This is a genomic window from Noviherbaspirillum sp. L7-7A, assembly GCF_019052805.1.
Taxonomy (GTDB): domain Bacteria; phylum Pseudomonadota; class Gammaproteobacteria; order Burkholderiales; family Burkholderiaceae_D; genus Noviherbaspirillum_A.
This window is the reverse complement of sequence record NZ_JAHQRJ010000001.1, coordinates 445,055-470,137: the sequence shown is the minus strand read 5'-3', so window position 1 is coordinate 470,137 and position 25,083 is coordinate 445,055. Positions and strand designations below refer to the sequence as shown.

24 protein-coding genes are annotated in these 25,083 nt (G+C 59.8%); 13 read left to right on the top strand and 11 right to left on the bottom strand.

Features of this window, described 5'->3' with window-relative positions; all coding sequences use genetic code 11:
• Positions 1 to 162 precede the first annotated feature (162 nt).
• Positions 163 to 1,206, bottom strand: a complete 1,044-nt coding sequence (locus tag KTQ42_RS02140) for a TRAP transporter substrate-binding protein (RefSeq protein WP_217344004.1) — start codon at positions 1,204 to 1,206, stop codon at positions 163 to 165.
• Positions 1,207 to 1,453: 247 nt separating this feature from the next.
• Here KTQ42_RS02140 and KTQ42_RS02135 point away from each other — a divergent pair, with 247 nt between their 5' ends.
• Positions 1,454 to 1,936, top strand: a complete 483-nt coding sequence (locus KTQ42_RS02135) for a CinA family protein (RefSeq protein ID WP_217344003.1) — start codon at positions 1,454 to 1,456, stop codon at positions 1,934 to 1,936.
• Positions 1,937 to 1,968: 32 nt separating this feature from the next.
• On the opposite strand, the gene pyrF is transcribed toward KTQ42_RS02135, so the two are convergent.
• Positions 1,969 to 2,802, bottom strand: a complete 834-nt coding sequence (gene pyrF, locus KTQ42_RS02130) for an orotidine-5'-phosphate decarboxylase (protein WP_217344002.1) — start codon at positions 2,800 to 2,802, stop codon at positions 1,969 to 1,971.
• Positions 2,803 to 2,853: 51 nt separating this feature from the next.
• A complete protein-coding gene (locus tag KTQ42_RS02125) occupies positions 2,854 to 3,048 on the bottom strand; it encodes a hypothetical protein (protein ID WP_217347044.1) in 195 nt (64 codons plus the stop codon).
• Here KTQ42_RS02125 and KTQ42_RS02120 point away from each other — a divergent pair.
• Genes KTQ42_RS02120 through KTQ42_RS02110 form a run of 3 tightly spaced genes read left to right on the top strand, consistent with a single transcriptional unit; the run spans position 3,023 to position 4,927 of the window.
• Positions 3,023 to 3,616, top strand: a complete 594-nt coding sequence (locus KTQ42_RS02120) for a LemA family protein (RefSeq protein ID WP_217344001.1) — start codon at positions 3,023 to 3,025, stop codon at positions 3,614 to 3,616. The genes KTQ42_RS02125 and KTQ42_RS02120 overlap by 26 nt on opposite strands.
• Positions 3,588 to 4,427, top strand: a complete 840-nt coding sequence (locus tag KTQ42_RS02115) for a TPM domain-containing protein (RefSeq protein WP_217344000.1) — start codon at positions 3,588 to 3,590, stop codon at positions 4,425 to 4,427. The genes KTQ42_RS02120 and KTQ42_RS02115 overlap by 29 nt, the downstream gene beginning before the upstream one ends.
• Entirely contained in the window at positions 4,427 to 4,927 is a 501-nt protein-coding gene (locus tag KTQ42_RS02110) for a TPM domain-containing protein (protein WP_217343999.1), read from the top strand. Before KTQ42_RS02115 ends, KTQ42_RS02110 begins: the two co-directional genes overlap by 1 nt.
• A 24-nt stretch (positions 4,928 to 4,951) precedes the next feature.
• Here the strand turns inward: KTQ42_RS02110 and dacB are convergent, their stop codons facing one another.
• Complete coding sequence (gene dacB, locus KTQ42_RS02105) at positions 4,952 to 6,280, bottom strand: D-alanyl-D-alanine carboxypeptidase/D-alanyl-D-alanine-endopeptidase (RefSeq protein WP_349292114.1); 1,329 nt, start codon at positions 6,278 to 6,280, stop codon at positions 4,952 to 4,954.
• 175 nt (positions 6,281 to 6,455) lie between these two features.
• On the opposite strand from dacB, the gene KTQ42_RS02100 reads away from it, so the two are divergent.
• From KTQ42_RS02100 to KTQ42_RS02090, 3 genes are all read left to right on the top strand, one after another.
• Positions 6,456 to 6,923, top strand: a complete 468-nt coding sequence (locus KTQ42_RS02100; protein ID WP_217343997.1) for a MarR family transcriptional regulator — start codon at positions 6,456 to 6,458, stop codon at positions 6,921 to 6,923.
• 176 nt (positions 6,924 to 7,099) lie between these two features.
• Positions 7,100 to 7,519 (top strand): organic hydroperoxide resistance protein, encoded by a 420-nt coding sequence (locus KTQ42_RS02095; protein WP_283093249.1) that lies wholly within the window; start codon positions 7,100 to 7,102, stop codon positions 7,517 to 7,519.
• A 77-nt stretch (positions 7,520 to 7,596) separates the two neighbouring features.
• The gene (locus KTQ42_RS02090) at positions 7,597 to 8,559 is read left to right on the top strand and encodes an ornithine cyclodeaminase family protein (RefSeq protein ID WP_217343995.1); all 963 of its coding nucleotides are present in this window, start codon (positions 7,597 to 7,599) and stop codon (positions 8,557 to 8,559) included.
• 12 nt (positions 8,560 to 8,571) lie between these two features.
• Here the strand turns inward: KTQ42_RS02090 and KTQ42_RS02085 are convergent, their stop codons facing one another.
• Genes KTQ42_RS02085 through KTQ42_RS02075 form a run of 3 tightly spaced genes read right to left on the bottom strand, consistent with a single transcriptional unit; the run spans position 8,572 to position 12,337 of the window.
• On the bottom strand, positions 8,572 to 10,815 hold the full coding sequence (locus KTQ42_RS02085; protein ID WP_217343994.1) for a xanthine dehydrogenase family protein molybdopterin-binding subunit: 2,244 nt from the start codon (positions 10,813 to 10,815) through the stop codon (positions 8,572 to 8,574).
• On the bottom strand, positions 10,812 to 11,807 hold the full coding sequence (locus tag KTQ42_RS02080) for a xanthine dehydrogenase family protein subunit M (protein WP_217343993.1): 996 nt from the start codon (positions 11,805 to 11,807) through the stop codon (positions 10,812 to 10,814). Before KTQ42_RS02080 ends, KTQ42_RS02085 begins: the two co-directional genes overlap by 4 nt.
• A complete protein-coding gene (locus tag KTQ42_RS02075; RefSeq protein WP_217343992.1) occupies positions 11,804 to 12,337 on the bottom strand; it encodes a (2Fe-2S)-binding protein in 534 nt (177 codons plus the stop codon). Before KTQ42_RS02075 ends, KTQ42_RS02080 begins: the two co-directional genes overlap by 4 nt.
• 386 nt (positions 12,338 to 12,723) lie before the next feature.
• Here KTQ42_RS02075 and groES point away from each other — a divergent pair, with 386 nt between their 5' ends.
• Both groES and groL read left to right on the top strand, forming a co-directional pair.
• Positions 12,724 to 13,014, top strand: a complete 291-nt coding sequence (gene groES, locus KTQ42_RS02070) for a co-chaperone GroES (RefSeq protein ID WP_217343991.1) — start codon at positions 12,724 to 12,726, stop codon at positions 13,012 to 13,014.
• A 111-nt stretch (positions 13,015 to 13,125) separates the two neighbouring features.
• Complete coding sequence (groL, locus tag KTQ42_RS02065; protein ID WP_217343990.1) at positions 13,126 to 14,778, top strand: chaperonin GroEL; 1,653 nt, start codon at positions 13,126 to 13,128, stop codon at positions 14,776 to 14,778.
• Positions 14,779 to 14,882: 104 nt separating this feature from the next.
• Here the strand turns inward: groL and KTQ42_RS02060 are convergent, their stop codons facing one another.
• The 4 genes from KTQ42_RS02060 to KTQ42_RS02045 form a co-directional block, all read right to left on the bottom strand.
• The gene (locus KTQ42_RS02060; protein WP_217343989.1) at positions 14,883 to 16,676 is read right to left on the bottom strand and encodes a hypothetical protein; all 1,794 of its coding nucleotides are present in this window, start codon (positions 16,674 to 16,676) and stop codon (positions 14,883 to 14,885) included.
• 13 nt (positions 16,677 to 16,689) lie between these two features.
• Positions 16,690 to 17,142, bottom strand: a complete 453-nt coding sequence (locus KTQ42_RS02055; RefSeq protein WP_217343988.1) for a hypothetical protein — start codon at positions 17,140 to 17,142, stop codon at positions 16,690 to 16,692.
• A gap of 586 nt (positions 17,143 to 17,728) precedes the next feature.
• The gene (gene ylqF / locus KTQ42_RS02050) at positions 17,729 to 18,652 is read right to left on the bottom strand and encodes a ribosome biogenesis GTPase YlqF (protein WP_217343987.1); all 924 of its coding nucleotides are present in this window, start codon (positions 18,650 to 18,652) and stop codon (positions 17,729 to 17,731) included.
• Between the two features lie 59 nt (positions 18,653 to 18,711).
• Positions 18,712 to 19,662, bottom strand: coding sequence for a histone deacetylase family protein (locus tag KTQ42_RS02045; RefSeq protein ID WP_217343986.1), 951 nt, complete (start codon positions 19,660 to 19,662; stop codon positions 18,712 to 18,714).
• A 193-nt stretch (positions 19,663 to 19,855) separates the two neighbouring features.
• On the opposite strand from KTQ42_RS02045, the gene KTQ42_RS02040 reads away from it, so the two are divergent.
• The 4 genes from KTQ42_RS02040 (at position 19,856) to mltB (ending at position 24,910) form a co-directional block, all read left to right on the top strand.
• A complete protein-coding gene (locus tag KTQ42_RS02040) occupies positions 19,856 to 20,776 on the top strand; it encodes a MoxR family ATPase (RefSeq protein WP_217343985.1) in 921 nt (306 codons plus the stop codon).
• Positions 20,777 to 20,796: 20 nt separating this feature from the next.
• On the top strand, positions 20,797 to 21,774 hold the full coding sequence (locus KTQ42_RS02035) for a DUF58 domain-containing protein (RefSeq protein ID WP_249222614.1): 978 nt from the start codon (positions 20,797 to 20,799) through the stop codon (positions 21,772 to 21,774).
• A complete protein-coding gene (locus KTQ42_RS02030; RefSeq protein ID WP_249222613.1) occupies positions 21,771 to 23,819 on the top strand; it encodes a DUF3488 and transglutaminase-like domain-containing protein in 2,049 nt (682 codons plus the stop codon). Before KTQ42_RS02035 ends, KTQ42_RS02030 begins: the two co-directional genes overlap by 4 nt.
• Before the next feature lie 62 nt (positions 23,820 to 23,881).
• On the top strand, positions 23,882 to 24,910 hold the full coding sequence (mltB, locus tag KTQ42_RS02025; protein WP_249222612.1) for a lytic murein transglycosylase B: 1,029 nt from the start codon (positions 23,882 to 23,884) through the stop codon (positions 24,908 to 24,910).
• Positions 24,911 to 25,083: the final 173 nt, after the last annotated feature.

Below are 25,083 nucleotides of genomic sequence, written 5' to 3'. Positions count from 1 at the left end.
CTCTTACCGTCGTGCCTGATCCGTTTTCACAGTGTCTTGGAAAGCATCAAGCAATGTCATGGATCTGCCATCTGCTTACAAAGTGGAGAAACAGTTCTTCCTATTATCCTTGTAGCAAGGAAATCAACACTGCTATCGAGAGTTTTGCGCGCCTGCAATGACTTATTTAATTGATCTATCGGTCGTGTATTTCAGCAGTACCTGAAGTTCTGTCACGCCGGCCTTCTTTAGCCATTCGCGTGCCACGATTTCACCTATTCGATCAAGGTAGCTACGGATCATGAAATCCATGCCAAATACCTTTACGTGATTAGAAGTCAACTGCCTTTCGTAAATCTGGTCACTTTCCTGGCTGAGCTGCCAGCCTCTGGCCTCCGCCACACGGGCTGCATCCATTACTACCTTGCGGTCGGCGTCGGATATCCTCGAAAGCGTATCCGCCCTAAGGAAAACCATGTTTTTCGGAAACCAGGCGTTTACCTTGTAGTAGTGATTCATTACCCGCCAAGCTTTGGTATCTACGCCTGTCCAACTCGAAGTCAGCATTAATTCCACCCGCTTGGCAGAAATGGCTTTCGCCAGGTCAAGTACTTGCACCGTCACCGGTCTTGCGCCGATCAGCTCGGCAATACGCTGCGTAGTAGGGTTATAGACTCGCATGGCACGTCCGCTGAAATCGCGAATCGTGCTCACCTCCTCGGTGGAATAGAGATTTTGCGGAGGCCATGGCACAGCATACAAAACAACCAACCCACGCTTTTCCAGAGCCTTTTCAACCGCCGGACGCGAGGCCTGCCACATGCGCCTGGCGTCTTCATAGCCTGACACAATGAAAGGAAGTGAATCCAAGCCAAAGAGTAGCTCCTCTTTTTCAAGGCTGGACATGATGACTTCACCTGCTTCCGCACGACCTTCACGCACTCCCGAAAAAATTTCCGCCGGCTTGAGGAGCCGGCCGCCTGAATGCACGCGGATGTTGACGCGTCCGTCAGTGGCTAGCTTCACGTCTTCCGCAAACTGTTGAATGTTGCGCGTCTGAAAGTTATCTTCCGCGTAACCGGTAGCCAGGTCAATGTCAATCGACGCTGTGGCTGCCGCATGTACAGGACTGGATAGTGCGGCAAGGAAAAGACCGACCAAGCCCATCGCAGCTAGCGCGATTACGCGGCGAAGATGCGGCAACAGGAAGACTGTTAGCTTGGTCATTGGCTCGCAAAGGTTAAATCTACATTAACCAAAAGTTACAGAAGCTTCGGATTATAGGAGTTTTTATCGATATTACAACCATGTTTTTGAAACAATTTAGTAACAATTCGGCAAAGTGTCCTATTCATTGAATGGGATGACATCGCATTAAGGTGATGCATCGCCATCACCCCGGGTGGTAAAGTAGGCTGGGCTACAAGCAGACGATGGAACTACCGTTCAAACAAATTCAACGAGAGGAGACGCCATGAGGGATATCAATGAATTAGCGACGCAGGTAGGCAGCGTGCTCAAGTCGCAAGGCCTCATTCTGGCTACCGCCGAGTCTTGTACGGGAGGTGGCGTTGCTCAGGCTATTACTGAAGTTGCCGGCTCTTCGGAATGGTTCGAATGCGGATTCATCACCTATTCGAACGCATCGAAGGCAGACATGCTGGATGTTCCTGAAGCGTTAATCGTCCGTTACGGCGCGGTAAGCGACGAAGTTGCTCAGGCAATGGCAGAAGGCGCTTTAGCCAACAGCAACGCAACAATCACTTTGTCTACGACTGGCATCGCCGGTCCGGGCGGTGCAGTTCCCGGCAAGCCCGTTGGAACGGTCTGTTTTGCGTGGGCGATGGCACACCGCACTTTCAGCGAGAGGCTGGTATTTCAGGGAGACCGGCATGCGGTGCGACAACAAACTGTTGCGCACTCGCTCGCAGGCCTTCTCCGCTTTCTTGAACAGTAGGAAGTACTAAACCCCTGTGGAACTCTGTGGGACTAGATAGCAAGGCCGCGATGACTATTGATGGCATCGCGGGTTTCGCAAGCTACCCTGCGCGCGGCTTCGATCTGCGTTTCAGCGCTGTCCTGTGGCTGTGCATAGAGGATGGCGCGTGAGGAATTGATCATCATGCCGGTGCCGTCGGTGCTACGCCCTGCTGCGACAGTAGCGGCGATGTCGCCGCCCTGCGCGCCTATGCCTGGCACGAGCAATGGCATGTCGCCGACGATGGCACGCACCTGCGCCAGTTCTTGCGGAAAAGTCGCGCCAACCACCAAGCCGCATTGTCCGTTGCGATTCCATTTTTCGGCAACCAGCCGCGCCACATGCTGGTAAAGCGGCACGCCGTCGACCTGCATGAATTGCAGGTCGGAGCCACCCGGATTGGACGTGCGGCACAGCACGATCACACCCTTGTCCTTCCACTCCATGTAGGGTGCAATGGAATCGGCTCCCATATAGGGATTGACCGTCACCGAATCAGCGCCATAACGCTCGTAGGCTTCCCGCGCATATTGCTCGGCGGTGGCGCCGATATCGCCACGCTTGGCATCCAGCACGATGGGCAGCGCGGGATAGGTGTTGCGGATATAGGCGCACAAGGCTTCCAGCTGGTCTTCGGCACGCAATGCAGCGAAATAGGCAATTTGCGGCTTGAAGCAGCAGGCAGCAGCGGCAGTGGCGTCGACCATGGCTTTGCAGAATGCAAAGATGCCATCCGGCTGGGACTGAAGATGCGGGGGAAACCGCGAGATGTCGGGGTCCAGGCCTACACATAACAGGGATTGTTGGGTGCGCCATGCGGACGCCAGCTTTGCTGTGAAACTCACGGGGAAACCTTGTGGAAAGAGAAAAAATGTGTGCGATCAAGCTTTAATGCATCAGGCGAACATATTGTAACTTGCCATGTTATGTTTCAGGCATCGCTGCTTGCGCCTGTCTCTGCACCTGCCGGATTGCGCCTTGCCGGCATTGCCCGCGTTGCGCTGCGCATCAATCACCAGCCTGCGGGCCGGGTGAAAGATCAAACTCATATGGAAGGGAAAGATAATGAAAAAATGGTCATCGTGGATCATGCTTGGGCTGTTGAGCATCCTGCTCTCAGGCTGTGGCTACAACCAGTTCCAGGCCAGGGACGAGGCAGTCAAGGCCGCCTGGGGCGAAGTGGTCAACCAGTACCAGCGACGCGCCGACCTGGTGCCGAACCTGGTCAATACGGTCAAGGGTTATGCCTCTCATGAGAGGGAAACCCTGGAGGCAGTGACCAAGGCGCGTGCCGCCGCGACCAGTATCCAGGTAACGCCTGAAGTGCTGAACGATCCGCAGGCATTCCAGCGCTTCCAGCAGGCCCAGGGCCAGTTGACGCAGGCCCTTTCACGTTTGCTGGCAGTATCTGAAAATTATCCGCAATTGAAGGCCGACGGCCTGTTCCGCGACCTCCAGTCACAACTGGAAGGGACGGAAAATCGCATTACCGTGGCGCGTCAGCGTTACATCAAATCGGTGGAAGAATACAACGTGCTGGCGCGCAGCTTTCCGACCAATCTGACGGCCATGATGTTCGGCTATCCAGTCAGACCGTCGTTTACCGTGGACAATGAAAAAGCCATTTCCAATGCGCCAGCCGTCAATTTCGGCAAATAGCGTCGTATCGGCTCTGCGCTGTCTGCTCGCACTGCTGCTCCTGGCGAGCGCGCTGCATGTACATGCGGAGGACTTCACGCCGGTACCGCCGCTGAAAAGCCGCGTCACCGATACCATCGGCATGTTGACGCCGGACCAGCGCAATGCGCTGGAAAATGTGCTGAAGGAACATGAGGACCGCACCGGCAACCAGATTGCGATTCTGCTGGTGGCATCGACCTCGCCCGAAGCAATCGAGCAGTACAGCATCCGTGTGGCCGATGCCTGGAAGCTCGGGCGCAAGGGCATTGACGATGGCGTAATACTTCTGGTGGCGCGCGACAATCCCAGCGCCTTGCGCCGCCTGCGCATCGAGGCCGGCCGCGGTGTGCAAGGCTCGCTGACGGATGCGCAGTCCAAGCGCATCCTGCAGGACGTGATTGCGCCGCACTTCCGCCAGAACGACTTCTATGGCGGTCTTGCTGCCGGCGTCTCTTCCATTGCTGCCCTGATCGACAAGGAAAACTTGCCGGCGCCAACGGCGCGCCAGCCAGATCAGCAGGATGACGGGCTGGGGTCATGGCTGCCGTTTCTGTTTTTTGCGCTGTTCATCCTGCTCCCCATGTTTAGCCGCCGTGGACGGCGGCGCAGCCGCTTGGGCGGCAATGACTGGGGCCGCAACGCTGGCATCATCCTTGGCAGCGGCATAGGGAGCCGGGGCGGCTTCGGTGGCGGTGGCTTCGGTGGCGGTGGATTTGGCGGAAGCGGCGGTGGCGGATTTTCGGGCGGCGGTGGCGGCTTTGACGGCGGCGGCGCCTCGGGGAACTGGTAATGAACAAGCTCGAACGATTCTGGCGGCACCTGGTTACCACCCGCGCCTCCGGCCAGCGGGCCTTTCCGAGAAAGGTTCTCGACGAGATCCAGAAAACCATCGCACAGGGAGAATCATTGCACCGTGCCGAAGTGCGCATGATCATTGAGCCATCGCTTCCGCTTGGCGACATTCTCGATGGCATGCATCCGCGAGCTCGCGCCCGCGAGCTGTTTTCTGATTATCGACTGTGGGACACGGAGGAAAACTCGGGCGTACTGATCTATCTCGATCTGGCCGACCATCAGGTTGAAATTGTGGCGGACCGCGGTGTCGGGCGCCTGGTGCAGGCTGGCGAATGGCAGGCCATTTGCGACACGATGATTCGCGAGTTGCAGCGCGGCGCCTACCGCGACGGCGCCATCGCCGCACTTGAACAGCTCAATGCGCTGCTCCAGATGAAGCTGCCCGCAAATGGCCAGCGCCCTAACCAGCTGTCGGACAAGCCCATCATCCTGTAAGGCAGGCTCATCTTTCAGGCGGATTCAGCCGTTTTCGTAGATCCACTGCACCAGCTGATCCAGCGCCGGGCCCGCCGCCGCCGCCCTGGCGTGGTTCACCATGCAAACCACTGCATACCACTTGCCGGACGCAGCCATCACATAGCCGGCCGACGCCCGCACGCCTTCCAGGCTGCCGGTCTTGATGTGCGCCCGACCTGCAACCGACTTTTCACGCAGACGGTTGCGCATGGTGCCGTCATAGGCGGCCAACGGCAGGGAGGCGATGAATTCGGGCATGACCGGTGAGTTGTAGGCTGCAAGCAGCACCCGCGCCATCGTCAGCGGCGCAATGCGCGTGCTGCGCGAAAGGCCGGAGCCGTTGTCAAGCACCATTTCCGGCGCATCGATGCCGCGTTCCCGCATCCATGAACGCACTGCCGCTTCGCCTTCTTCCGGCGTAGCCGGCGCACCCGAACTCTGGCTGGCCAGCGTCAGCAGCAATTGCCTGGCCATGACGTTGTTGCTGAATTTATTGATGTCCTGGATGACCTGCGTCAGCGGCGCGGACTGCCATTGCGCCAGCAAGCGCGCCTGCTCGGGCAAGGCGCCGTCGCGTACCTGCCCTTTCAAGGTGCCGCCCATCTCGTTCCACAGGCGGCGAAACACCGCGCCGAAGTAGGCGGCGCGGCTCATCTGATAGGGATGCACATACAGGGTGTTCTCACCACAGGCATAGGGATAATTGCCGGCGACGGAAATGCTGTTGTCGGTCATGTCGGGTGTCAGCGCGGCTTTCCAGTCGCCACAGTCGCCCTCCACCAGTGCCGGGCCCTGCACCGAAAGCCCCGCTACCGGCGGCTCCACGCTGATGCGGGCGGTTCCGTTCGACTGGTCCGGGATCAGCCGCAATGCGAAGGCATGATAGTTCAGCAGCAGCGCATCGGGCCCGGCGTTGTAGGGCTTGTGGGGCGCGCCGTCGAACAGCGCGGCATCGAACGCGTGCGGCGCAAAGAGGCTGCGGTCAAGTACCAGGTCGCCGTTGATCTGCCGGACACCCTTTTCCCTGATCTGCCGCAGGAACAGCCACAGGCTTTCCATGGTCAGACGCGGATCACCGCCGCCGCGCAGGATCAGGTCACCATTGAGCACGTCGCCTGACTGGCTGCCGCTGGCATAGGCCGCCGTTTTCCAGTTGAATGTCGGCCCCAGAACCTGCAGCGCTGCCTGGGTGGTCACGAGCTTGATGGTCGATGCGGGGCTGAATGCCACCATTGGATTGGTCGATACCAGCGTGCGGCCGGCAATGACTTCCTGGGCATAAGCCCCTACCGCGCTGGCAGGTATGCCGGCCTGGCGCAAGGCCCGGCTCACGCTGCCTGGCAATTCCTGCGCCCAGCAAATGGTGCTCGCAACAAACAGCAGGATACTGACTTGGAGTCTGAGGATAATTCGCATACGATCCATAGCTAATGAAGATGACCACGTCGGCATCGCCGGCAGTGTGTGACACCCGGCGGCTGTCCGACGTTCAACCCGAGGAATCAAGATGTCTAGACCTTCCACCAGCGCGGACAAGCTGCTGGCCCTGGATAAGCAGTTCTGCTTCGCACTTTACTCGGCCTCGCTGGCCATGACAAAGGCCTATAAGCCGCTTCTCGACAATCTGGGCCTGACCTATCCACAGTATCTGGCCATGCTGGTGCTGTGGCAGGAGGACGACCTGCTGGTCAAGGACATCGGCGAAAGGCTGTTTCTCGATTCCGGGACCCTGACGCCGCTGCTCAAGCGCCTGGAGACAGCGGGAATGGTTGCGCGCACACGCGACGAAAAGGACGAGCGTCAGGTCCGCATTACCCTGACCCCGGAAGGCCGCGCCCTCAAGCGCCGGGCGCGCACCATTCCCGAGCAGGTCATGTGTGCAAGCGGGCAATCTGCGCAAGCCCTGAGTGCGCTGCGCAACCAGCTCGCGCTGCTACGGGACAGCCTGACACAGGCAAATGAGGCAGACGAATAGGCAGGGACCGTGTCCCTACGCCCCTGCCATCATGCGAAAACCAATCGGCACTGTAGAAAAATTAAATTGCACACAATTTAATTATGACTTATCTTGATGGCCATGGAGACGCGCAGCGATCCATTGCTTTTTGATTTCCAATTTCCAATTTCCACTTTCCCAGGAGGATGAACACCATGCAGATACTCTACACAGCCCATGCCACGGCAACCGGCGGCCGCGATGGCCGCGCCGCCAGCGATGACAAGCACCTGGACGTGCCGTTGAACACACCGAAGGAACTGGGCGGCGCCGGCGGCGCGGGCACCAACCCGGAGCAGCTGTTTGCGGCAGGCTATGCAGCCTGCTTCCTGTCGGCGTTGAAGTTCGTGGCAGCGCATACCAAGGCGCAGCTCCCGGCCGATACCACGGTCAATGCCGAAGTCGGCATCGGCCCGAACGACCGCGGTGGCTTCGGGCTGGCGGTCAGCCTGGAAGTCGCCCTGCCCGGCATGGAAGCCGGCGCGGCACAGGCGCTGGTCAACAAGGCGCATGAAGTCTGCCCATATTCCAACGCCACGCGCAACAACATCGACGTCGGCCTGCGTATCGCCTGAGGTCGGCCATGCTGTGATGGAATGATATAGATTAGTGCGTTACCTGATTTATTCATTTCCATCACTTCGGACACAGCATGGTTCCTTTTCTGAATGCAGGGCGGCTCAGCGCTGCCCTTTCCTATCCCATCCTCATCGAAGCGCTGCGCATGGCGTTTCGCAAGGGCGCCGAGGCACCCCGGCGTCATGTCCATCCGATCTCGCCCGACAACGATGCCGTCCTGCTGCTGATGCCGGTATGGCAACCCGAGCGCCATACCGGCGTCAAGATCGTCACGGTGGCGCCGCGCAATCCGCAACGTGGGCTGCCTTCCGTGCATTCGATGTTCATGCTGCTCGACAGCGCCACGGGCGCGCCGGTATGCCTGATGGATGGCGAAGAGCTGACCTTGCGCCGCACGGCGGCGGCGTCGGCGCTCGCTTCCGGGTATCTTTCCCGTCCCGACAGCAGCCGTCTCCTGGTCATCGGGACCGGCTCGCTGGCGCCCTATATGGCGGCGGCGCATTGCACGACGCGCCCGATCAGGACAGTCAGCGTATGGGGCCGTTCCACGGAAAAGGCGGCAGGCAGCGCTGATCTGCTGCGCCAGCAGTTCGAAGGCAGCGGCATACGGGTCGAGGTCGCCGGAGAACTCGAAGCGGCAGTGCGCCAGGCCGACATCATTACCTGCGCTACCACCAGCACCACACCCATCGTGCAGGGCGCCTGGGTGCAGCCAGGCACGCATGTGGACCTGGTTGGCGGTTTCCGTCCCAACATGCGCGAGGCCGATGATGCATTAATGTGCAGCGCGGCGGTGTTCGTCGATACCTGGAACGGCGCACTGGCCGAGGCTGGCGATCTGGTGCAGCCCATGGAGACAGGCAAGCTGCAACGCGCCGCCCTGCAGGCGGAACTGGCTGACCTGTGCGCCGGACGGCACCCGGGGCGCGACAATCCGGCGCAGGTAACGCTGTTCAAGTCGGTAGGCGCCGCCCTGGAAGACTTATGTGCGGCCGACCTGGCCTGGGATCATCACCAAGGCCAGCCCATAGACTAAGGCGCCCAAGGCTCAGACCACCTTGTCCAGCGTGATCGGCAGCTCCCGCACCCGCTTGCCGGTGGCATGAAACACCGCATTGCCGATGGCCGCGGCAACGCCGACGATGCCGATCTCGCCCATGCCTTTGGCGCCCAGCGGGTTGACGATGCCGTCATGCTCCTCGACGAAGATGACGTCGATGTCATGGATGTCGGCATTGACGGGGATGTGATACTCGGCCAGGCTGTGGTTCATGAAACGGCCCAGGGCATGGTCGGCCATGGTTTCCTCATGCAGCGCCATGCCTATGCCCCAGACCACGCCGCCCATGATCTGGCTGCGCGCGGCTTTCGGATTGATCACGCGGCCGCCGGCGATGGCGCTGACGACCCTTTTTACTGCCACCGTGCCGAAGTCCTCGTCGACCTCCACCTCGGCAAACACCGCGGAATGGGTATGCATGGTGTATTTCTTCTGCTTGCTATCGGGCTTCTGGTCCACCGCATGCTCGATGCTATGCAGACCCTTGCTGCGCATGATGTCGGCGATGGCCAGCGACGCCGCCGGCTGCCCGATGCGCTGCACCCGTCCCTCGCACCACTCGACATCTTCCGCCCTGGCGCCGGCCAGAGGCGAATCCGGCATTGCGCGAGCGATTGAAAACAGTTCATCCCTGACGGCTTCGCATGCCATCTTGACCGCGGAGCCAACGGAAGAGACGGTCCATGAACCGCCTTCCAGCGGCGCCTGCGGCAGCGAGGAGTCGCCCAGCGTGAAGTTCACATCCTCGATCGCCAGGCCCAGCACATCGGCCGCGATGATGGTCATGGCGGTGTAAGTGCCGGTGCCGATGTCGGCAGTGGCGGACGATACCTGCAGCTTGCCCTCCACCGACAGCACCGCCTTGGCGCTGGCCGGCTGCTGCATGGCGTCCCAGAAGCCGGTCGCCATGCCCCAGCCCACCAGGGTTTTGCCGCGCCGCATCGAGCGAGGGACCGGATTGCGCTTGTCCCAGCCAAACCGTGCCGCGCCCTGTTCATAACAGGCCTTCAATTCCTTGCTGGAGAATGGTTTGCCGGTATTCTGGTCCTGCTCGGCATAGTTCAGAAGGCGCAGCGCCAGCGGATCGACGCCGGCCGCATGGGCCAGTTCATCCATCGCCGACTCCAGCACATAGACGCCAAGGGTTGCGCCCGGCGCCCGCATGTCCAGTGGCGTATAGACATCCAGCGCAGTGACCTTATAGTCGAGCATGACGTTGTCGCACTGATAGGCCGAACCGGACCAGTTCACCACCACCTCGATATAGTCTTCAAAGCGCGATGTTTCCGATACCGTTTCATGCTTGATGGCCAGCAGCTTGCCGCTCTTGTCGGCGCCCAGCGCGATCTGGTGCCGCGTGGCCGGACGATGGCCGAAGCTGAACATCTGCTGGCGCGTCAGGACCACCCGCACCGAGCGCTTCAGCTCCTGCGCCGCCATCACGGCCAGGAACAGCTGGTACTGCGGCCGCAACCCGGAGCCGAAGGCGCCGCCGACGAAGGGCGACCGCACCCGCACCTGTTCCTGCTTCAGGCCAAAGACACTGGTCACATACTGCTGGGTGTTGAGCACGCCCTGGGTCTTGTCATAGATCGTCAGGTTGCCGTCCACGTCACGCAGCACGGTGGTGGCATGCATTTCCATGGGATTGTGGTGTTCCACCGGCGTGGCGTAATCGGCCAGTACATTGATCTCGGCCCTCTTCAGGGCGGCATCGGCGTCGCCGCGTGGCTTGGGCGGCGGCTCGAAGCCATCCTTGCCCTGCCTGGGCGCATAGGCCGCATCGCGCCCGGCATCCAGGTCGGTCTGGTGCTGGTCGGCCTTGTAGCGGACGTCGATCAATGCCGATGCATGGCGCGCCGCCTCGAAGCTGCTTGCCACGACCAGGGCCACCGGCTGGCCGCTGAAGATGATGCTGGCGTCGTAAAGCGGCCGGAACGGCGAACCGGAAGGCGAGTCGTCGTCCTGGTAGCTGCGGTCGAACCACGGCAGGCTGGGCCGGTTTTCATGGGTCAGCACGTGGATCACGCCTGGCACCGCCAGCGCAGGGCCGGTATCGATGCTGCTGATGCTGCCGCGAGCGATGCCGCTGGAAACCACCACGCCATACAGCAGGTCCTCTGCCGGAAACTCGGCGGCGTAGCGCGCCTGCCCGGTCACTTTTAGTCTGCCGTCGACCCGGCTGGTTGCAACGCCGATGCGGCCCTGTTGCTTGTTCTGCGCTGTGCTCATGATTGTTCTTCCATTGCGACGGCCCGGCCCAGTGCACGGACAATGGTCCGCCTGGCCAGGCCGATTTTGAATGCATTGTGGGCAAGCGGCTGCGCCGGCTGCAGCAACGCGTCGGCAAAGGCGGAAAACGTTGCCTCGTTGGCCGGCTTGCCGATCAGCAGCTGCTCGGCCTGGCGGTCGCGCCACGGCTTGTGGGCAACGCCGCCCAGCGCCACAGCGGCGCTTTTGATCGTCTCGCCATCCAGCACCAGGCCGGCTGCCACCGAGACCAGCGCGAAGGCATAGGAGGCGCGGTCGCGGATCTTGATATAGCTGTAATGGCTCTCGTAACCCTGCGCCGGCAGTTCGACCGCGGTAATGATTTCATCCGGCGCCAGGCTGGTATCGACATCCGGCGTGTCGCCCGGCAGCTGGTGGAAATGGTCGAAGGCAATTGCACGGTCGCCGGCCGGTCCGCTGACATGCACAGTCGCATCGAGGGCGGCCAGGGCCACGCACATGTCGGACGGGTGCACCGCGACGCATTGCTCGCTTGCGCCGAGAATGGCATGAATGCGGTTGACGCCGTCCCGCGCCGGACAGCCCGATCCCGGCTCGCGCTTGTTGCACGGCGTCGCGGTGTCGTAGAAGTAGTAGCAGCGGGTGCGCTGCAGCAGGTTGCCGCCGGTCGACGCCATATTGCGCAACTGCGGCGAGGCGCCGGCAAGGATCGCCCGGGACAACAGGGGATAACGACTGCCCACCTCGGCGTGATAGGCAAGGGCCGCATTCGACACCAGCGCGCCGATGCGCAATCCGCCGTCCTTGCCTGTTTCCACAGCCGCCAGCGGAAGATGGGTAATGTCGATCAGGCGTGTCGGACGGGCGACGTCTTCCTTCATCAGGTCCAAGAGGTTGGTGCCGCCGGCGATGAAGCGGGCATGGCTTTCGCCGGCAAGCAGGGCGAGCGCATCGGCCACGCTGGAAGCGCGCGACAGTTCGAACTGGTTCATGGCTGGCCGCCCTTCCCGTCCGTCGGGAGCGCCTGGCGTACGGCGGCGACGATGTTGGGATAGCAACCGCAACGGCACAGGTTGCCGCTCATGAGTTCGCGGATGTCATCGTCGCTTTGCGCCCGCCCTTCGCCGATCAATCCGACCGCCGAGCAGATCTGCCCCGGGGTGCAGTAGCCGCACTGGAAGGCATCCTGGTCGATGAATGCCTGCTGCACCGGATGCAGCGCCTCGCCCTGCGCCAGCCCTTCCACGGTCGTGATCTCGCAGCCGTCCTTCATGGCCGCCAGCGTGAGGCAGGCATTGACGCGCTTGCCATCGACCAGCACCGTGCAGGCGCCGCATTGGCCGTGGTCGCAACCTTTCTTGGTCCCGGTGAGCTGCAGGTCCTCACGCAGCAGGTCCAGCAGCGTAGTCCATGGCGCGGTGCGGATTTCGCGCTGGACGCCATTCAGGGTCAGGCTGATCTTGCAGGATTGCGCAAAGGGCGCCTTCTGCGCCGACCTGGCGCGGTCATCGGGACTATTCATGGTGTTCGGCTCCGGAAAGGAAAGGGGGCGCTATTCGCCACTTTGGCGCGAACAGGGCGACAAAGCGTTCCAGCCTAGTCACTGTCATTGAAAAGCACAGGTCGGAAAACGACTTGTATGGCTGTAGGAATCCGCGCGTTCAGGCAGCGGAATTGATGAAATCGGCCTGTTCTCGATCGGTCCGGATGCCGCCCCGACTAGAAGTCTTCCATTTTCGACAATTGCCGGCCTTGAAAAGGGTTCTATCCGCCCCTATACTTAGCACTCGCCGACGGAGAGTGCTAATAATTCCCTCGGACCGTCGAATCCCCGCGGTTGAATGCAGCGAAAAACGCTGAAGTCAGCCGTTTTATATTAATTACTGACAACATTTTTTAGGAGTTTGTATGGCACTTCGTCCTTTGCACGATCGCGTCATCGTCAAGCGCCTCGACCAGGAAACCAAAACTGCGTCCGGCATCGTTCTCCCTGAAACCGCGGCCGAGAAGCCGGATCAGGGTGAAGTCCTGGCTGTAGGCAACGGCAAGATCCTCGAAGGCGGCCAGGTGCGTCCTCTGGACGTGAAGGTTGGCGACCGCGTGCTGTTTGGCAAGTATTCCGGCCAGACCGTCAAGATGAACGGCGAAGAACTGCTGGTCATGCGCGAGGAAGACATCCTCGCCATCGTGCAGCAGTAATGCGGACCGCCATGCGCCGCGCAACCCGCGGGCCATGGCGACGGCGGCAGCCGGCACCGGTCGGCGCCCTCCCCTGCAATCCTATTCAAGAATACTCAAGGAGTAATTAACATGGCTGCTAAAGAAGTCGTATTTGGCGACAGCGCTCGCCACAAGATGGTCGAAGGCGTCAACATCCTGGCCAACGCGGTCAAGGTGACCCTGGGCCCGAAAGGCCGCAACGTGGTTCTGGAGCGTTCCTTCGGTTCCCCGACCGTGACCAAGGACGGCGTGTCGGTCGCGAAAGAAATCGAACTGAAAGACAAGCTCATGAACATGGGCGCCCAGATGGTCAAGGAAGTGGCTTCCCGCACCAGCGACAACGCTGGCGACGGCACCACCACCGCAACCGTTCTGGCCCAGGCTATCGTCCGCGAAGGCATGAAATACGTTGCCGCCGGCATGAACCCGATGGACCTGAAGCGCGGCATCGACAAGGCAGTCACCGCTCTGGTCGACGAAGTGCGCAAGCTGGCACGTCCCTGCACCACCACCCGCGAAATCGCCCAGGTTGGCTCGATCTCTGCCAACAGCGACAGCTCCATCGGCGACCGCATCGCTGAAGCCATGGAAAAAGTCGGCAAGGAAGGCGTTATCACCGTGGAAGACGGCAAGTCGCTGAACGACGAGCTGGACATCGTGGAAGGCATGCAGTTCGACCGCGGCTACCTGTCCCCGTACTTCATCAACAATCCGGACAAGCAAAGCGTCATCCTGGAAAGCCCGTTCATCCTGCTGTTTGACAAAAAGATCTCGAACATCCGTGACCTGCTCCCGGTGCTGGAGCAAGTCGCCAAGGCTGGCCGTCCGCTGCTGATCATCGCCGAAGACATCGAAGGCGAAGCGCTGGCAACCCTGGTGGTGAACAACATCCGCGGCATCCTGAAGACCTGCGCAGTCAAGGCCCCTGGCTTCGGCGACCGTCGCAAGGCCATGCTGGAAGACATCGCCATCCTGACTGGCGGCCAGGTCATCGCTGAAGAAGTCGGCCTGACGCTGGAAAAGGTCACGCTGAACGACCTCGGCCAAGCCAAGCGCATCGAAGTGGGCAAGGAAAACACCACCGTCATCGACGGCGCAGGCCAGAGCGCTGCGATCGAAGCCCGCGTCAAGCAGGTTCGCGTGCAGATCGAGGAAGCCACGTCCGACTACGACCGTGAAAAGCTGCAGGAACGCGTTGCCAAGCTGGCAGGCGGTGTTGCAGTCATCAAGGTTGGCGCCGCCACCGAAGTCGAGATGAAAGAGAAGAAGGCACGCGTGGAAGACGCGCTGCACGCCACCCGCGCTGCGGTGGAAGAAGGCATCGTGCCTGGCGGCGGCGTTGCACTGCTGCGCGCTCGCGCCAACCTGAACATCAAGGGCGACAACAGCGACCAGGACGCAGGCATCAAGATCGTTCTGCGCGCCATCGAAGAGCCGCTGCGCATGATCGTTCAGAACGCAGGCGAGGAAGCATCGGTTGTGGTTGCAAAGGTGCTGGAAGGCACGGGCAACTTCGGCTACAACGCTGCCAACGACACCTACGGCGACCTGGTCGAGCAAGGCGTGCTGGATCCGGCCAAAGTGACCCGCACCGCGCTGCAAAACGCAGCATCGATCGCCAGCCTGATGCTGACCACCGACTGCACCGTCACCGAACTGGCTGAAGACAAGCCAGCCGGCGGCCCGGGCATGGGCGGTATGGGTGGCATGGGCGGTATGGGTGGCATGGACGGCATGATGTAATTGCTGGCTGCATGCAGCACATATGCCGGCCACATCAGGCGGCAATAAAATCCCCGGTTTTACCGGGGTTTTTATTTGCGCGGCGAAAACTGGAAGAATCAGAACTACGGTGCAAGAGCTACAATATCCATTCCTTGTTCGATGGAAACAGTTTCTTGCATAACTTCCTTCTTCTCAGGCTTTCTATCAGCAATTTTCATTTTTGACCTTATTGCTGACTCAACCAATCTTACGACTTCATCGGACGAATCAGGTAACAATTCCAGCATATCAATATCGTCATTGCTTAACCCTAAAGACGCAAACAGAGCTCGCATCGCTTCCTTTCTAGCTGGATCTGGGTTGGTGTTTTTAATGACATCTTTTTCAAACTGCTTGGCCACCATCCAAATCATGAAATACTTGTTTTCATACGGATTGGAACCGGCATCATCGTCGAAGGTTGACGCATCATCTGAATTTTTTTGAAAAATTTCTGCGTCCTTATATTGTTCCTTCCACTTCTCCGCAGCATTACATTCTTCCACTTCAGCTAGCGCTTGGTTCACATCTCTTGCAACTCTCACAATAAGGGAAAAAAAGTAAACAAAAGCCGTCCCCCCACCAACAGCAGCTGCTATGGGAGCAGCCGACCCAACACTTAGCACCAATCCAACCGCCGTAATTGCCGAAATGGCGAGACCCACAAAGCCTCTTACAATCCTTCCGATTGCAAAACCACCATTCAATTTTGCGCTATCAATCTTTTTATTAAACAGATTGGAACATCCATCCTTGAACCGCGAATCAAGGGAGTTCAAGTTATTTTCCGCTTGTATTTTCGACTCGAATTCTTTCTTTAAATTCGAGAAAACTGAATATTCATCATACGCCTCCCTTGCTTTAACAAAGCCCTGATAAATATCAATAACATTGGCTGCCACAGCAAACACCACACTTAATGCACCCATAACCACACCTGCCACCGCAACCCCCACAGCAGCAGAACCAGCCATGATTGCGGGGGCAAAGTGTTTCAATATTTTTATGGCACTTTGGATTAAACCGATAACTGCACCGACTGTAAAAAAGGTTTCTTTTGCAGCCACCGCCCCGGCCACTATCCTTGCATCCTTGGCTGCTGGGGAACAATCTTCCACGTTGCTTTTTGCCTCCAATAAAGCGAAGTGATTCTTTACCTTCTGCACTTTCTCTTCAACGGTTTTTTCATTCGAAGGCGTATTTTTATCCTGCATCGGGGCTGCAATATTATCTTTCTCTTTAACTGCAAGTAGAGAAGAATCAGTCGCCTCAACTGAATTTTCCGGAGAAATCTCCGCACAATCTTTTTCTCTCAACTTTTTAAGCTTATCAAGACTATCATTCTCTTTCTTTTCCAGTTTTTCTTTATTACGCACCGCTTCTGCGGTGTCATAGCATTGCAAAAGCAAGCCTATTGCGAGCCTGACAATATTGATGACGAGCAGAACCTCCTCATCTGCGGAATGCGTCACTAGAAGCGTACTTTCCACAGTGCGCGCTATGTTCGCTGCAGTATAAGCGCTTGCCCAAGTAAACTTTACGTTCGTGTTTTCAAAGAAAAATTTTGAAAGGGGATTGGCTGCTTTATCAGCGGCATCAGTAGACTCTGCTGTTGGCGGATGCGTGCCATCTGAAATATTGGTTGATGCCGATGGACTCTCCTCACCTCCCAACGAATTACACTGTTCTCTTACCTCATCCTGTCCTGTCTTCTTTATGTCATCGCTTTCACTACCCATCGCCGAACGCTGTTCTTCTGGTTTGTTTTCTAAAGGCTGAAAATCGGAAACAGAAACAGATGGCGTAGGATTATGAATTCCATGGTTTGGAGTATTAAACAGGCTATTCGATATTTCTCTCGTTGCATCACGAATCATAAATCATCGCTCCTCACGCAAATCCACCACTAGGCAGTTCCTTATTATTACCTGGCATCGCCTTGTCGCATTTCTCAAAGCAACCTCGCCAAGCTTTAATAAGCGGCAATAACTGCTGATCCAGCAGATAGTATAGCTTCACTTCATTACGCAACATTTCCAGCGAAATATGTAGCATCAGCAATGCATGGCCATCCTTATCATTAATACCAAGGAAGGGCAGATATCTGGAATGGCTACCACAGTTTGATTCAAGCATCATGCGGGCCATATTGGAAGGAATTCCTTCTTCCGGCTTACCAAGATCGATTACGATCCTGCATAGGTTTGCCACTTCAATGTATTGAAACCACACCAGACAATGATGAATCAGAAAGGCCTTTCCAGATGCGATTTCACTGCTGTCCTGCAACAAAGCTTCTTTACAAAAACCGCCAATGATTCGCCGAAATTCATATATACCCATTACCAGCCTTCTTTCACGATAAATGGATTTTCACCTACTTATATAGATACCAAGGCACCGATATCTTCTCTATTTCAAATAATTAATGACGAATAAATTTTTTATCAAATTTGCAATCCAAACAGTACGGCAGACTTTGCTGTTGAAAATATATTGCGTTAAGATTTTCTACATACGGTTATGCGAAAAGTGTTTTGCAAGCTAACAAGCGAAATGAATTATTAATTATCAGACTTCATTTCATTTCGAAGAAAAACATCTCAATCTCTCAATATAGCCACACCACAATGTAATAACTTGTCCGTCAATAAGGTCGGAATGCATGGAATTCTGAAGTTATCAATTGGGCTGCCCTGCAAATGTTCCGAGCACTTGAGGCCATCACGGTGCTGTGATCGTTACCCTTCTGCTCACTACTCGCTGCACAGTTTGCTTGTATGCGCACTATTCGAACATTAAGTATCGGACATACCTGCTTCGTTCCTCGCAGGGTTCACGGCTTTGAAAAAATGGTTTGAGTTCGCTTGTCTGTATGCACAAAAAAGCCCGCATCGCGGCGGGCTGGAAGGGAGTATGCAGGACAAGCCTACTCGCTATCACCGTCATCGGCAGCCGCTTCCTCTACAGGCAGTGACAACGATGCAGGTGGCTGATAAGAAGCCAGCAATTCCACCCGGCTCTGCGGCGTCTCCAGGCTCACCCTGCCCAGCGCGCCACTGCGGTAATCCTGCAGCAAGGTGTGTGCCGCCTTCTCCAGATCCGGCTCGCCGCCCTTCAGACGATAAGCCCGGCGCTGGGCGACACCCTCGATCACCGCAACGCCATCGATGCCCTCGGTCGGAAAGCCATAGCGGGCGCTCACCAGCGCCGGATAGCGCGCCAGCAGCATCTCGGCAAGAAAGGTGGCGACCTCCTCCTCGATCAGTGCATTGCTGCCAATGGCATGGCTGGCGGCCAGCATCAGGCCATCGCTTGGATGTTCGATTTTTGGCCACATCATGCCGGGGGTGTCGATCAGCACGATGTTATTGCCCAGGTAAAGACGTTGCTGCGTCTTTGTGACGGCCGGTTCGTCGCCGACCTTGGCGACGCGTTTCTTCAGCAGCGCATTCATCAAGGTCGACTTGCCGACGTTGGGTATGCCCATGATCATGATGCGCAGTGGCTTCAACGCGGTGCCGCGGTTGGGTACCAGCTTGATGCACAGTTGCGGGATCTTGGCGACGTCGGACGGCTTCTTGCAGCTCAAGGCCACCGCATTGACGTCCTTCTGCTGGTTGTAATGCTTGATCCAGGCGCTGGTGGCGGCCGGGTCGGCCAGGTCGGCCTTGTTGAGGATTTTCAGGCAGGGCCGCTGCCGGAACAGGCGCAGCCTTTCGATCATGGGATTGCTGCTGGCCTGGGGAATGCGCCCGTCCAGCACTTCGATCACCATGTCGACCTTCTCCATGGATTCTTCCGCCTTCTTGCGGGCGGCGTTCATGTGACCGGGGAACCATTGAATAGACATGTGGCGCTTCTCTGAAAATGAAGGCCGTATTCTACCCGCAGCGACCGCGCCGGCCGCGCTTACTCCAGTTCGGCCAGCGCCTTCAGGTGCGCCACCACGCTGCGCGCCAGCGCTGACAGATTGTAGCCGCCTTCCAGGCAGCTGACGATGCGACCTCCCGCATGCTCGTTCGCCACCGCCATGATCTGGCGCGTGATCCACGCGTAGTCCGCCTCGACCAGGCCCATCTGCCCCATGTCGTCTTCCCGGTGCGCGTCGAAACCGGCGGAAATGAAGATCATCTGCGGCCGGAAGGCACGCAGCGCCGGCAGCCATAACTCGGTGACCAGCTGCCTGACCTTTTCGCCGCCGGTATAGGCAGCCACCGGCACATTGACCATGTTGGGATTGAATTGCGACTCGCCGCCGACGCCGCTGTACGGATAGAAGGGATGCTGGAAAAAGCTCACCATCATCACCCGCGGCTCATAGACGAAGGCTTCCTCGGTGCCATTGCCGTGATGGACGTCGAAATCGACGATGGCCACCCGCTCCAGGCCATGCACTTCAAGCGCATGGCGGGCGGCAATGGCGACATTGTTGAACAGGCAGAAACCCATGGGCTCGGATGGCCTGGCATGGTGGCCGGGCGGACGCACGGCACAGAAGGCATTGTCCAGGTCGCCGGCGATTACCGCGTCCGTGGCCGCGATCGCGGCGCCGGCGGCGCGCAGCGCCGCTTTCCAGCTGTGCGCATTGAGCAGCGTGTCGCCGTCGATCGGGTAGTAGGCGTCAGCTGGGCTGCCGGGTGGCGGCACGTTGTCCCGTACCCGGGCGATGGCGTCCTGGTGATGCACCCGGGCGATGGCTTCGACGTCAGCCAGCGGTGCATCGCGGTGGTCAATGCAGCTGTCGATACGGCTGGCGATGAGCTGGTCTTCGATCGCCTGCAGCCTGGCCGGCGACTCGGGATGCCAGCCGCCCATTTCATGGGCCAGGCAGTCGGTGTGGCAGTAAATGGCAGTGGTCATGTTGAGGAACGCTGCACGCACGTTCTCGCATAGAATGCCCGTAGTTTAACGAAAAACCGGTTTTTGCATGCCATTTTATTCACTGCTGCTCAAACAAATGGTTTATCGGAAGCAATAAAACAGGACGTTGCCATACTACAATAAGGTCCTGCATCCGGTTTTTCATATCGCCCCAGCTCCCAACAGGAACACTATGTACTCCAGAATTCATGCCGTTGCCGCGCAGGTCGGAGAAGTCATCGTTGGCAAGGAAATGCAGATACGGCAGGCGCTGGTGTGCCTGCTGGCAGGCGGGCATCTGCTGATCGAGGATGTGCCGGGCGTGGGCAAGACGACGCTGGCGCATGCGCTGGCGACGTCACTGGGGCTGAAATTCAACCGGGTGCAGTTCACCAGCGATCTGCTGCCGGCCGACGTGGTGGGCATCTCGGTGTTCGACCGCGACAAGAACGGTTTTTCCTTCCACCCAGGCCCGGTATTCACCCAGGTGCTGCTGGCCGATGAAATCAACCGCGCCACGCCCAAGACCCAGTCAGCCCTGCTGGAGGCGATGGAAGAGCGGCAGGTATCGGCCGACGGCATGACGCGCGAGTTGCCCGACCCGTTCTTCGTCATCGCCACCCAGAATCCGACTCACCAGATCGGCACCTTCCAGTTGCCCGAGTCGCAACTGGACCGCTTCCTGATGTGCCTGTCGCTCGGCTATCCGGATGCGGCGGCGGAACGGGCGCTGCTGATGGGAGAGGACCGGCGCGCCATGGTCAAGGCGATGCGTCCAGCGATGACGCCGGGCGAGCTGGCCGATGCCCGCGCAGGGCTGCGCGACGTGCATGCCTCCGCGGCGCTGGTGAGTTATGTGCAGGCGCTGGTGCAGGCGTCCCGCCAGGGCGGCCTGTTTGCCGAGGGCCTCAGTCCGCGTGCGGCAATCGCGCTGCTGCAGGCGGCACGCGCCTGGGCGGCGCTGGAAGGCCGCAACCATGTGCTGCCCGAGGATGTGCAGGCAGTCCTGTTGCCGGTTGCGGCGCACCGGCTGCGGCCGCTGCGTTCGGCCGGCGGCAGCGCCGCTTCCAGCCGCGACCTCGTGCTGCAACTGATGAAAACCGTTCCCGTCTGACGCCTCCCATGCGCACGACGATGACGCAAACCTTGCGCGGCGCAACGGATCGCTGGCTGTTCAGGCTGCATGGCGCCGAACGCGGCGAAGTGGTGCTGAACCAGCGCCGGGTCTTCATCCTGCCAACCAAGCCCGGGCTGGCGTTTGCCGCCCTGCTGATGCTGCTGTTTGTCGGATCGCTGAATTACAACCTGGCCATGGGCTATGGACTGACTTTCCTGCTGCTCAGTTGTGCGCTGATCGCTATGCATCTGAGCTTTCGCAACCTGGCCTATCTGCATCTGAACCCAGGCCGCGCCAGCCCGGTATTCGCCGGCGAGGAGGCGCAGTTCGAATTGCACCTGTCCAACCGCCGTCCCTACTGGCGTCATGCGATCTGGATCGGGTTCACCGGCGACGGCCTGCCGGCGCGCGAGCAGCCCTGCGACATTCCGGCCAGAGGCGACTGCGTGATCGCGCTGCAGGCGCCCGCCACGCATCGCGGCTGGCTGGCCGCGCCGCGCATCCGGCTGCACACCAGCTTTCCGCTCGGGCTGCTGCGCGCCTGGAGCTACTGGCAGCCGGAGCAGAAGGTGCTGGTCTATCCGCGTCCGGAAGACCATGCGCCGCCACTGCCAATTGCCGAGGCGCTGATGAACGAGGGCCACGGCATCGGCGGCGAGGATGATTTCGCCGGCGTGCGCGCCTACCAGACTGGCGATTCGATGAAACGACTGGCCTGGCGCCAGATTGCCCGCCTGGGCAATGATGGCACGCTGGTCAGCAAGCATTTCGAAGGCGGCGCCGCGAGCGAGATGCGCATCGATTTCGCCGCCCTGCCCGCTGCCATGGATACCGAAGCCAGGCTGTCCCGCATGACGCGCTGGGTGCTGGAAGCCGAGGCGCGCGGCATGCCCTATGCCTTTCGCCTGGGATCGGCAAGCCATCCGTCTGCGCTGGGCGGCGCGCACCGGGAAAGCTGCCTGCGCGCGCTCGCGCTGTACGGGCAGGAAGCATGAATAGCACTGCTGCGCGCGTGGCCACGTGGCGCGAACGCCTGATGCGCGGCCTGCCGCGCGAAAAGTCCGACACCCTGTTGCTGCTCGGCGCCTGCGCGCTGGTGATGATGCCGCATGCCTGGCACCTGCCCAGCTGGGCCAGCCTGGCGGCGTCGGCACTGCTGCTCTGGCGCGGCTGGATCACCTTTCACGGCAACCGCATGCCGCCGCGTCTGCTGCTGCTGCCGGTAGTGGCGCTGCTGATGCTGGGCGTGTATGCCAGCTACGGCACCTACCTCGGGCGCGAGGCCGGCGTTTGCATGCTGGTACTGCTGCTGGCGCTGAAGCTGCTGGAAATGCGGGCGCGACGCGACCTGTTCGTCGTCACCTTCCTCAGCTTTTTCGTGTTGCTGACCACCTTCTTCTATTCGCAGACGATTGCCAGCGCCCTGCTCGCCAGCGCCGGCGTGATTGCGGTCCTGACGGCGCTGATGTCCTTCCAGTACACGGGCGTGCATCCACCGCTGCGTCGGCGGCTCATGGCCGCATCGCAGCTGTTCCTGCTGGCCGCGCCGCTGGCCGTGGTGCTGTTCGTGTTCTTCCCCCGCATACAGGGGCCGCTCTGGGGCATGCCGCAGGATGCGGTGCGCAATGGCACCGGCCTGTCCGACAGCATGGAGCCGGGCAGCATTTCCGAATTGACTCTGTCGCCGGAAATCGCCTTCCGGGTGCGCTTTTCCGACGCGGCGCCGCCACCGTCCGCGCTGTACTGGCGCGGTCCGGTGCTGGGCCACTACGACGGACGCCGCTGGACGCCCCTGGCAAGCGCATTGCCTTCGTCGCGCCAGGTGCTTGGCCGCGGCAAGCCGGTGCATTACCAGGTCACCCTGGAAGCCAGCGGCAGGCGCTCCCTGTTCGCGCTCGACCTGCCGGCCGGCCCGCCGCAGCTGGAGAATAATCCGGTGCAGATCCAGCCGGACTTCCAGCTGCTGGCCAGCCAGCCCATCAGCCAGCGCATACGCTACGACGCCGTCTCCTCGCTGGACTACCGGCTGCAGGCCAATGAATCGGCGGTGACGCTGCGCGACTGGATGGACCTGCCGCCGGGCTACAACCCGCAAACCCATGAATTCGCGACCCGCCTGCGGGCACGGTCGGCCAACGACATGGACCTGGTCAACGCGGTGCTGCAGATGTTTCGCGAGCAGAATTTCCGCTATACCCTGCGCCCGCCCACGCTGGGCCGGCATGGAGTGGATGAATTCCTGTTCGCCACCCGTGCCGGATTCTGCGAACACTATGCCGGCGCCTTCGTGGTGCTGATGCGCATCCTGGACATCCCGGCGCGGGTGGTGACGGGTTACCAAGGCGGGGAACTGAACAAGGTCGATGGTTATCTGACTGTTCGCCAGTCGGATGCCCATGCCTGGGCCGAAGTCTGGCTGGCCGGACGCGGGTGGGTCCGCGTGGACCCTACTGCCGCCGTGGCGCCGGACCGGGTCGAGCGCAACCTGTCGGCGGCGCTGGCGCCCGGCGCGTTCGGCAGTTTCTGGTCCCTGCAAGGGCCGCAGGGCCCGTGGCTGACGGTGCTGCGCAAGCTGCGCGACAACCGGGACGCGATCGATAATGCCTGGAACCAGTGGGTGCTGAACTACACACCGGCGAAGCAGCGCGGCTTCCTGCAGTCGCTGGGCATCGACAATCCTGACTGGAGCACCCTGGCGATCCTGGTGATGACCCTGGGCGCGGCGGTCACCGCGCTGGTTGCGTTGCCCCTGATCCGTCACCGTGAAAAGACCGACCCGGCCGATATGCTGTACAAAAAGCTGTGCCAGGAGCTGGCGCGCCAGGGCCTGCCGCGGGCGGCGCACGAGGGCCCGCTGGCCTACCGCAAGCGCCTGCAGCAGAGCGGATTGTCAGCGGAGCGCCGGCTTGCCGTGCTGGGTTTTCTCGAACTTTACGAGACAATACGTTACGGCTCCCCAGCCACGGTCGACGCATTGCGCCGCACCCGCTATGGCACGCCCATCCAACAACTCAAGACCTTACTGATTCAATCCCGATGAACTGCACCCGGCTTTTTCTTTCCCTTTTTCTCGCCTCCGCTATCCTCAGCGGTTGCCACACCATGGCCGCCGAACCGGCGCAGCGCGCAGCCAAGGCGCGCAAGCCAGCCGTCGAGGCGGACGACGCCGGCGAGTTCGCCAGCTTTGCCCAGTGGCGCGAAGTCAGCGCCTTCATCGATGACATGGTGGCCAGGCACGGCTATTCCCGCGCCGAACTCGAGGGCACGCTTTCCAGGGTGCGTTTTGTCGACAGCGCGATCCAGTTGATGAAGCCGGCCCCGGCCAGCAAACCCAAGAACTGGGTAGCCTACCGCGCCCGCTTCGTCGAGCCGGTTCGCATCAATGCCGGCGTGAGATTCTGGAACGACTATGCCGACGCCCTTCAGCGCGCCGAAGAGCAATTCGGCGTGCCGGCCGAGATCATCGTCGGCATTCTCGGCGTTGAAACCGTCTATGGCCGCAACACCGGCAACTTCCGCGTAATGGACGCCATCACCACGCTCGCCTTTGCCTATCCGGACACCCCTACCCGGCAGGCCCGCATGGAATATTTTCGTGGCGAGCTCGCCAACACCCTGCTGTTTGCACGCGACAATGGCATCGACCCGTTCTCGCTGCGCGGCTCCTATGCCGGCGCAATAGGCTGGCCGCAGTTCATGCCCGGCAGCATCCGCAAATATGCGGTCGACTTCGACGGCGACGGCAGGATCGACCTGCGCAATTCGCCGGTCGACGCCGTCGGCAGCATTGCCAACTTCCTGGTCCAGCATGGCTGGAAACGCGGTGAACCCACGGTCTTCCCCGCCTCCCTGGACCAGTCGTCAGGAAGCGGCTGGGAAATGTTCCTGAACCAGGGACTGGAGGCAAAGTTCCGCCTCGATGAAATCCGCGCGGCTGGCGTCCAGACCCCGGCGGAACCGCCCAATGACATGCTGTTTGGCCTGGTCGATCTGCAAAACGGCGCCGCGCCGACCGAGTACTGGCTGGGCGCCAATAATTTCTTTGCCATTACACAGTACAACCGCAGCTTCTTCTACGCGATGTCGGTAATCGAGTTAGGGCGGGCGGTGCGTGGCGCGCGCGGCATCTGAACAGTGTCGCCGGCGTTGTCACAAAAAGGTTTTTCCGGAGAAATTCCTGCACATACGTGCCAATTTTGTATCATTTGAAGCCTGAAGCAGCATCGCGCGGCGCCTGAAGATTGCAAACGCAAGGGACTTTCGCAAGGTTCCTTGCGCTTTGGTGCAATCCGCCGGGTTCCAGC

Excerpts from the sequence above, each read along its gene's own strand:
- KTQ42_RS02055 (WP_217343988.1), bottom strand. The coding sequence starts at position 17,142 with ATGGGTATATATGAATTTCGGCGAATCATTGGCGGTTTTTGTAAAGAA.
- mltB (WP_249222612.1), top strand. The coding sequence starts at position 23,882 with ATGGCCGCCGAACCGGCGCAGCGCGCAGCCAAGGCGCGCAAGCCAGCC.
- ylqF (WP_217343987.1), bottom strand. The coding sequence starts at position 18,652 with ATGTCTATTCAATGGTTCCCCGGTCACATGAACGCCGCCCGCAAGAAG.
- KTQ42_RS02100 (WP_217343997.1), top strand. The coding sequence starts at position 6,456 with ATGTCTAGACCTTCCACCAGCGCGGACAAGCTGCTGGCCCTGGATAAG.
- KTQ42_RS02090 (WP_217343995.1), top strand. The coding sequence starts at position 7,597 with ATGGTTCCTTTTCTGAATGCAGGGCGGCTCAGCGCTGCCCTTTCCTAT.
- KTQ42_RS02125 (WP_217347044.1), bottom strand. The coding sequence starts at position 3,048 with ATGATCCACGATGACCATTTTTTCATTATCTTTCCCTTCCATATGAGT.
- KTQ42_RS02115 (WP_217344000.1), top strand. The coding sequence starts at position 3,588 with ATGCGCCAGCCGTCAATTTCGGCAAATAGCGTCGTATCGGCTCTGCGC.
- KTQ42_RS02080 (WP_217343993.1), bottom strand. The coding sequence starts at position 11,807 with ATGAACCAGTTCGAACTGTCGCGCGCTTCCAGCGTGGCCGATGCGCTC.
- KTQ42_RS02035 (WP_249222614.1), top strand. The coding sequence starts at position 20,797 with ATGACGCAAACCTTGCGCGGCGCAACGGATCGCTGGCTGTTCAGGCTG.
- groL (WP_217343990.1), top strand. The coding sequence starts at position 13,126 with ATGGCTGCTAAAGAAGTCGTATTTGGCGACAGCGCTCGCCACAAGATG.
- KTQ42_RS02060 (WP_217343989.1), bottom strand. The coding sequence starts at position 16,676 with ATGATTCGTGATGCAACGAGAGAAATATCGAATAGCCTGTTTAATACT.
- KTQ42_RS02120 (WP_217344001.1), top strand. The coding sequence starts at position 3,023 with ATGAAAAAATGGTCATCGTGGATCATGCTTGGGCTGTTGAGCATCCTG.
- KTQ42_RS02085 (WP_217343994.1), bottom strand. The coding sequence starts at position 10,815 with ATGAGCACAGCGCAGAACAAGCAACAGGGCCGCATCGGCGTTGCAACC.
- KTQ42_RS02135 (WP_217344003.1), top strand. The coding sequence starts at position 1,454 with ATGAGGGATATCAATGAATTAGCGACGCAGGTAGGCAGCGTGCTCAAG.
- KTQ42_RS02045 (WP_217343986.1), bottom strand. The coding sequence starts at position 19,662 with ATGACCACTGCCATTTACTGCCACACCGACTGCCTGGCCCATGAAATG.
- KTQ42_RS02140 (WP_217344004.1), bottom strand. The coding sequence starts at position 1,206 with ATGACCAAGCTAACAGTCTTCCTGTTGCCGCATCTTCGCCGCGTAATC.
- KTQ42_RS02110 (WP_217343999.1), top strand. The coding sequence starts at position 4,427 with ATGAACAAGCTCGAACGATTCTGGCGGCACCTGGTTACCACCCGCGCC.
- KTQ42_RS02040 (WP_217343985.1), top strand. The coding sequence starts at position 19,856 with ATGTACTCCAGAATTCATGCCGTTGCCGCGCAGGTCGGAGAAGTCATC.
- KTQ42_RS02030 (WP_249222613.1), top strand. The coding sequence starts at position 21,771 with ATGAATAGCACTGCTGCGCGCGTGGCCACGTGGCGCGAACGCCTGATG.
- KTQ42_RS02095 (WP_283093249.1), top strand. The coding sequence starts at position 7,100 with ATGCAGATACTCTACACAGCCCATGCCACGGCAACCGGCGGCCGCGAT.
- groES (WP_217343991.1), top strand. The coding sequence starts at position 12,724 with ATGGCACTTCGTCCTTTGCACGATCGCGTCATCGTCAAGCGCCTCGAC.
- KTQ42_RS02075 (WP_217343992.1), bottom strand. The coding sequence starts at position 12,337 with ATGAATAGTCCCGATGACCGCGCCAGGTCGGCGCAGAAGGCGCCCTTT.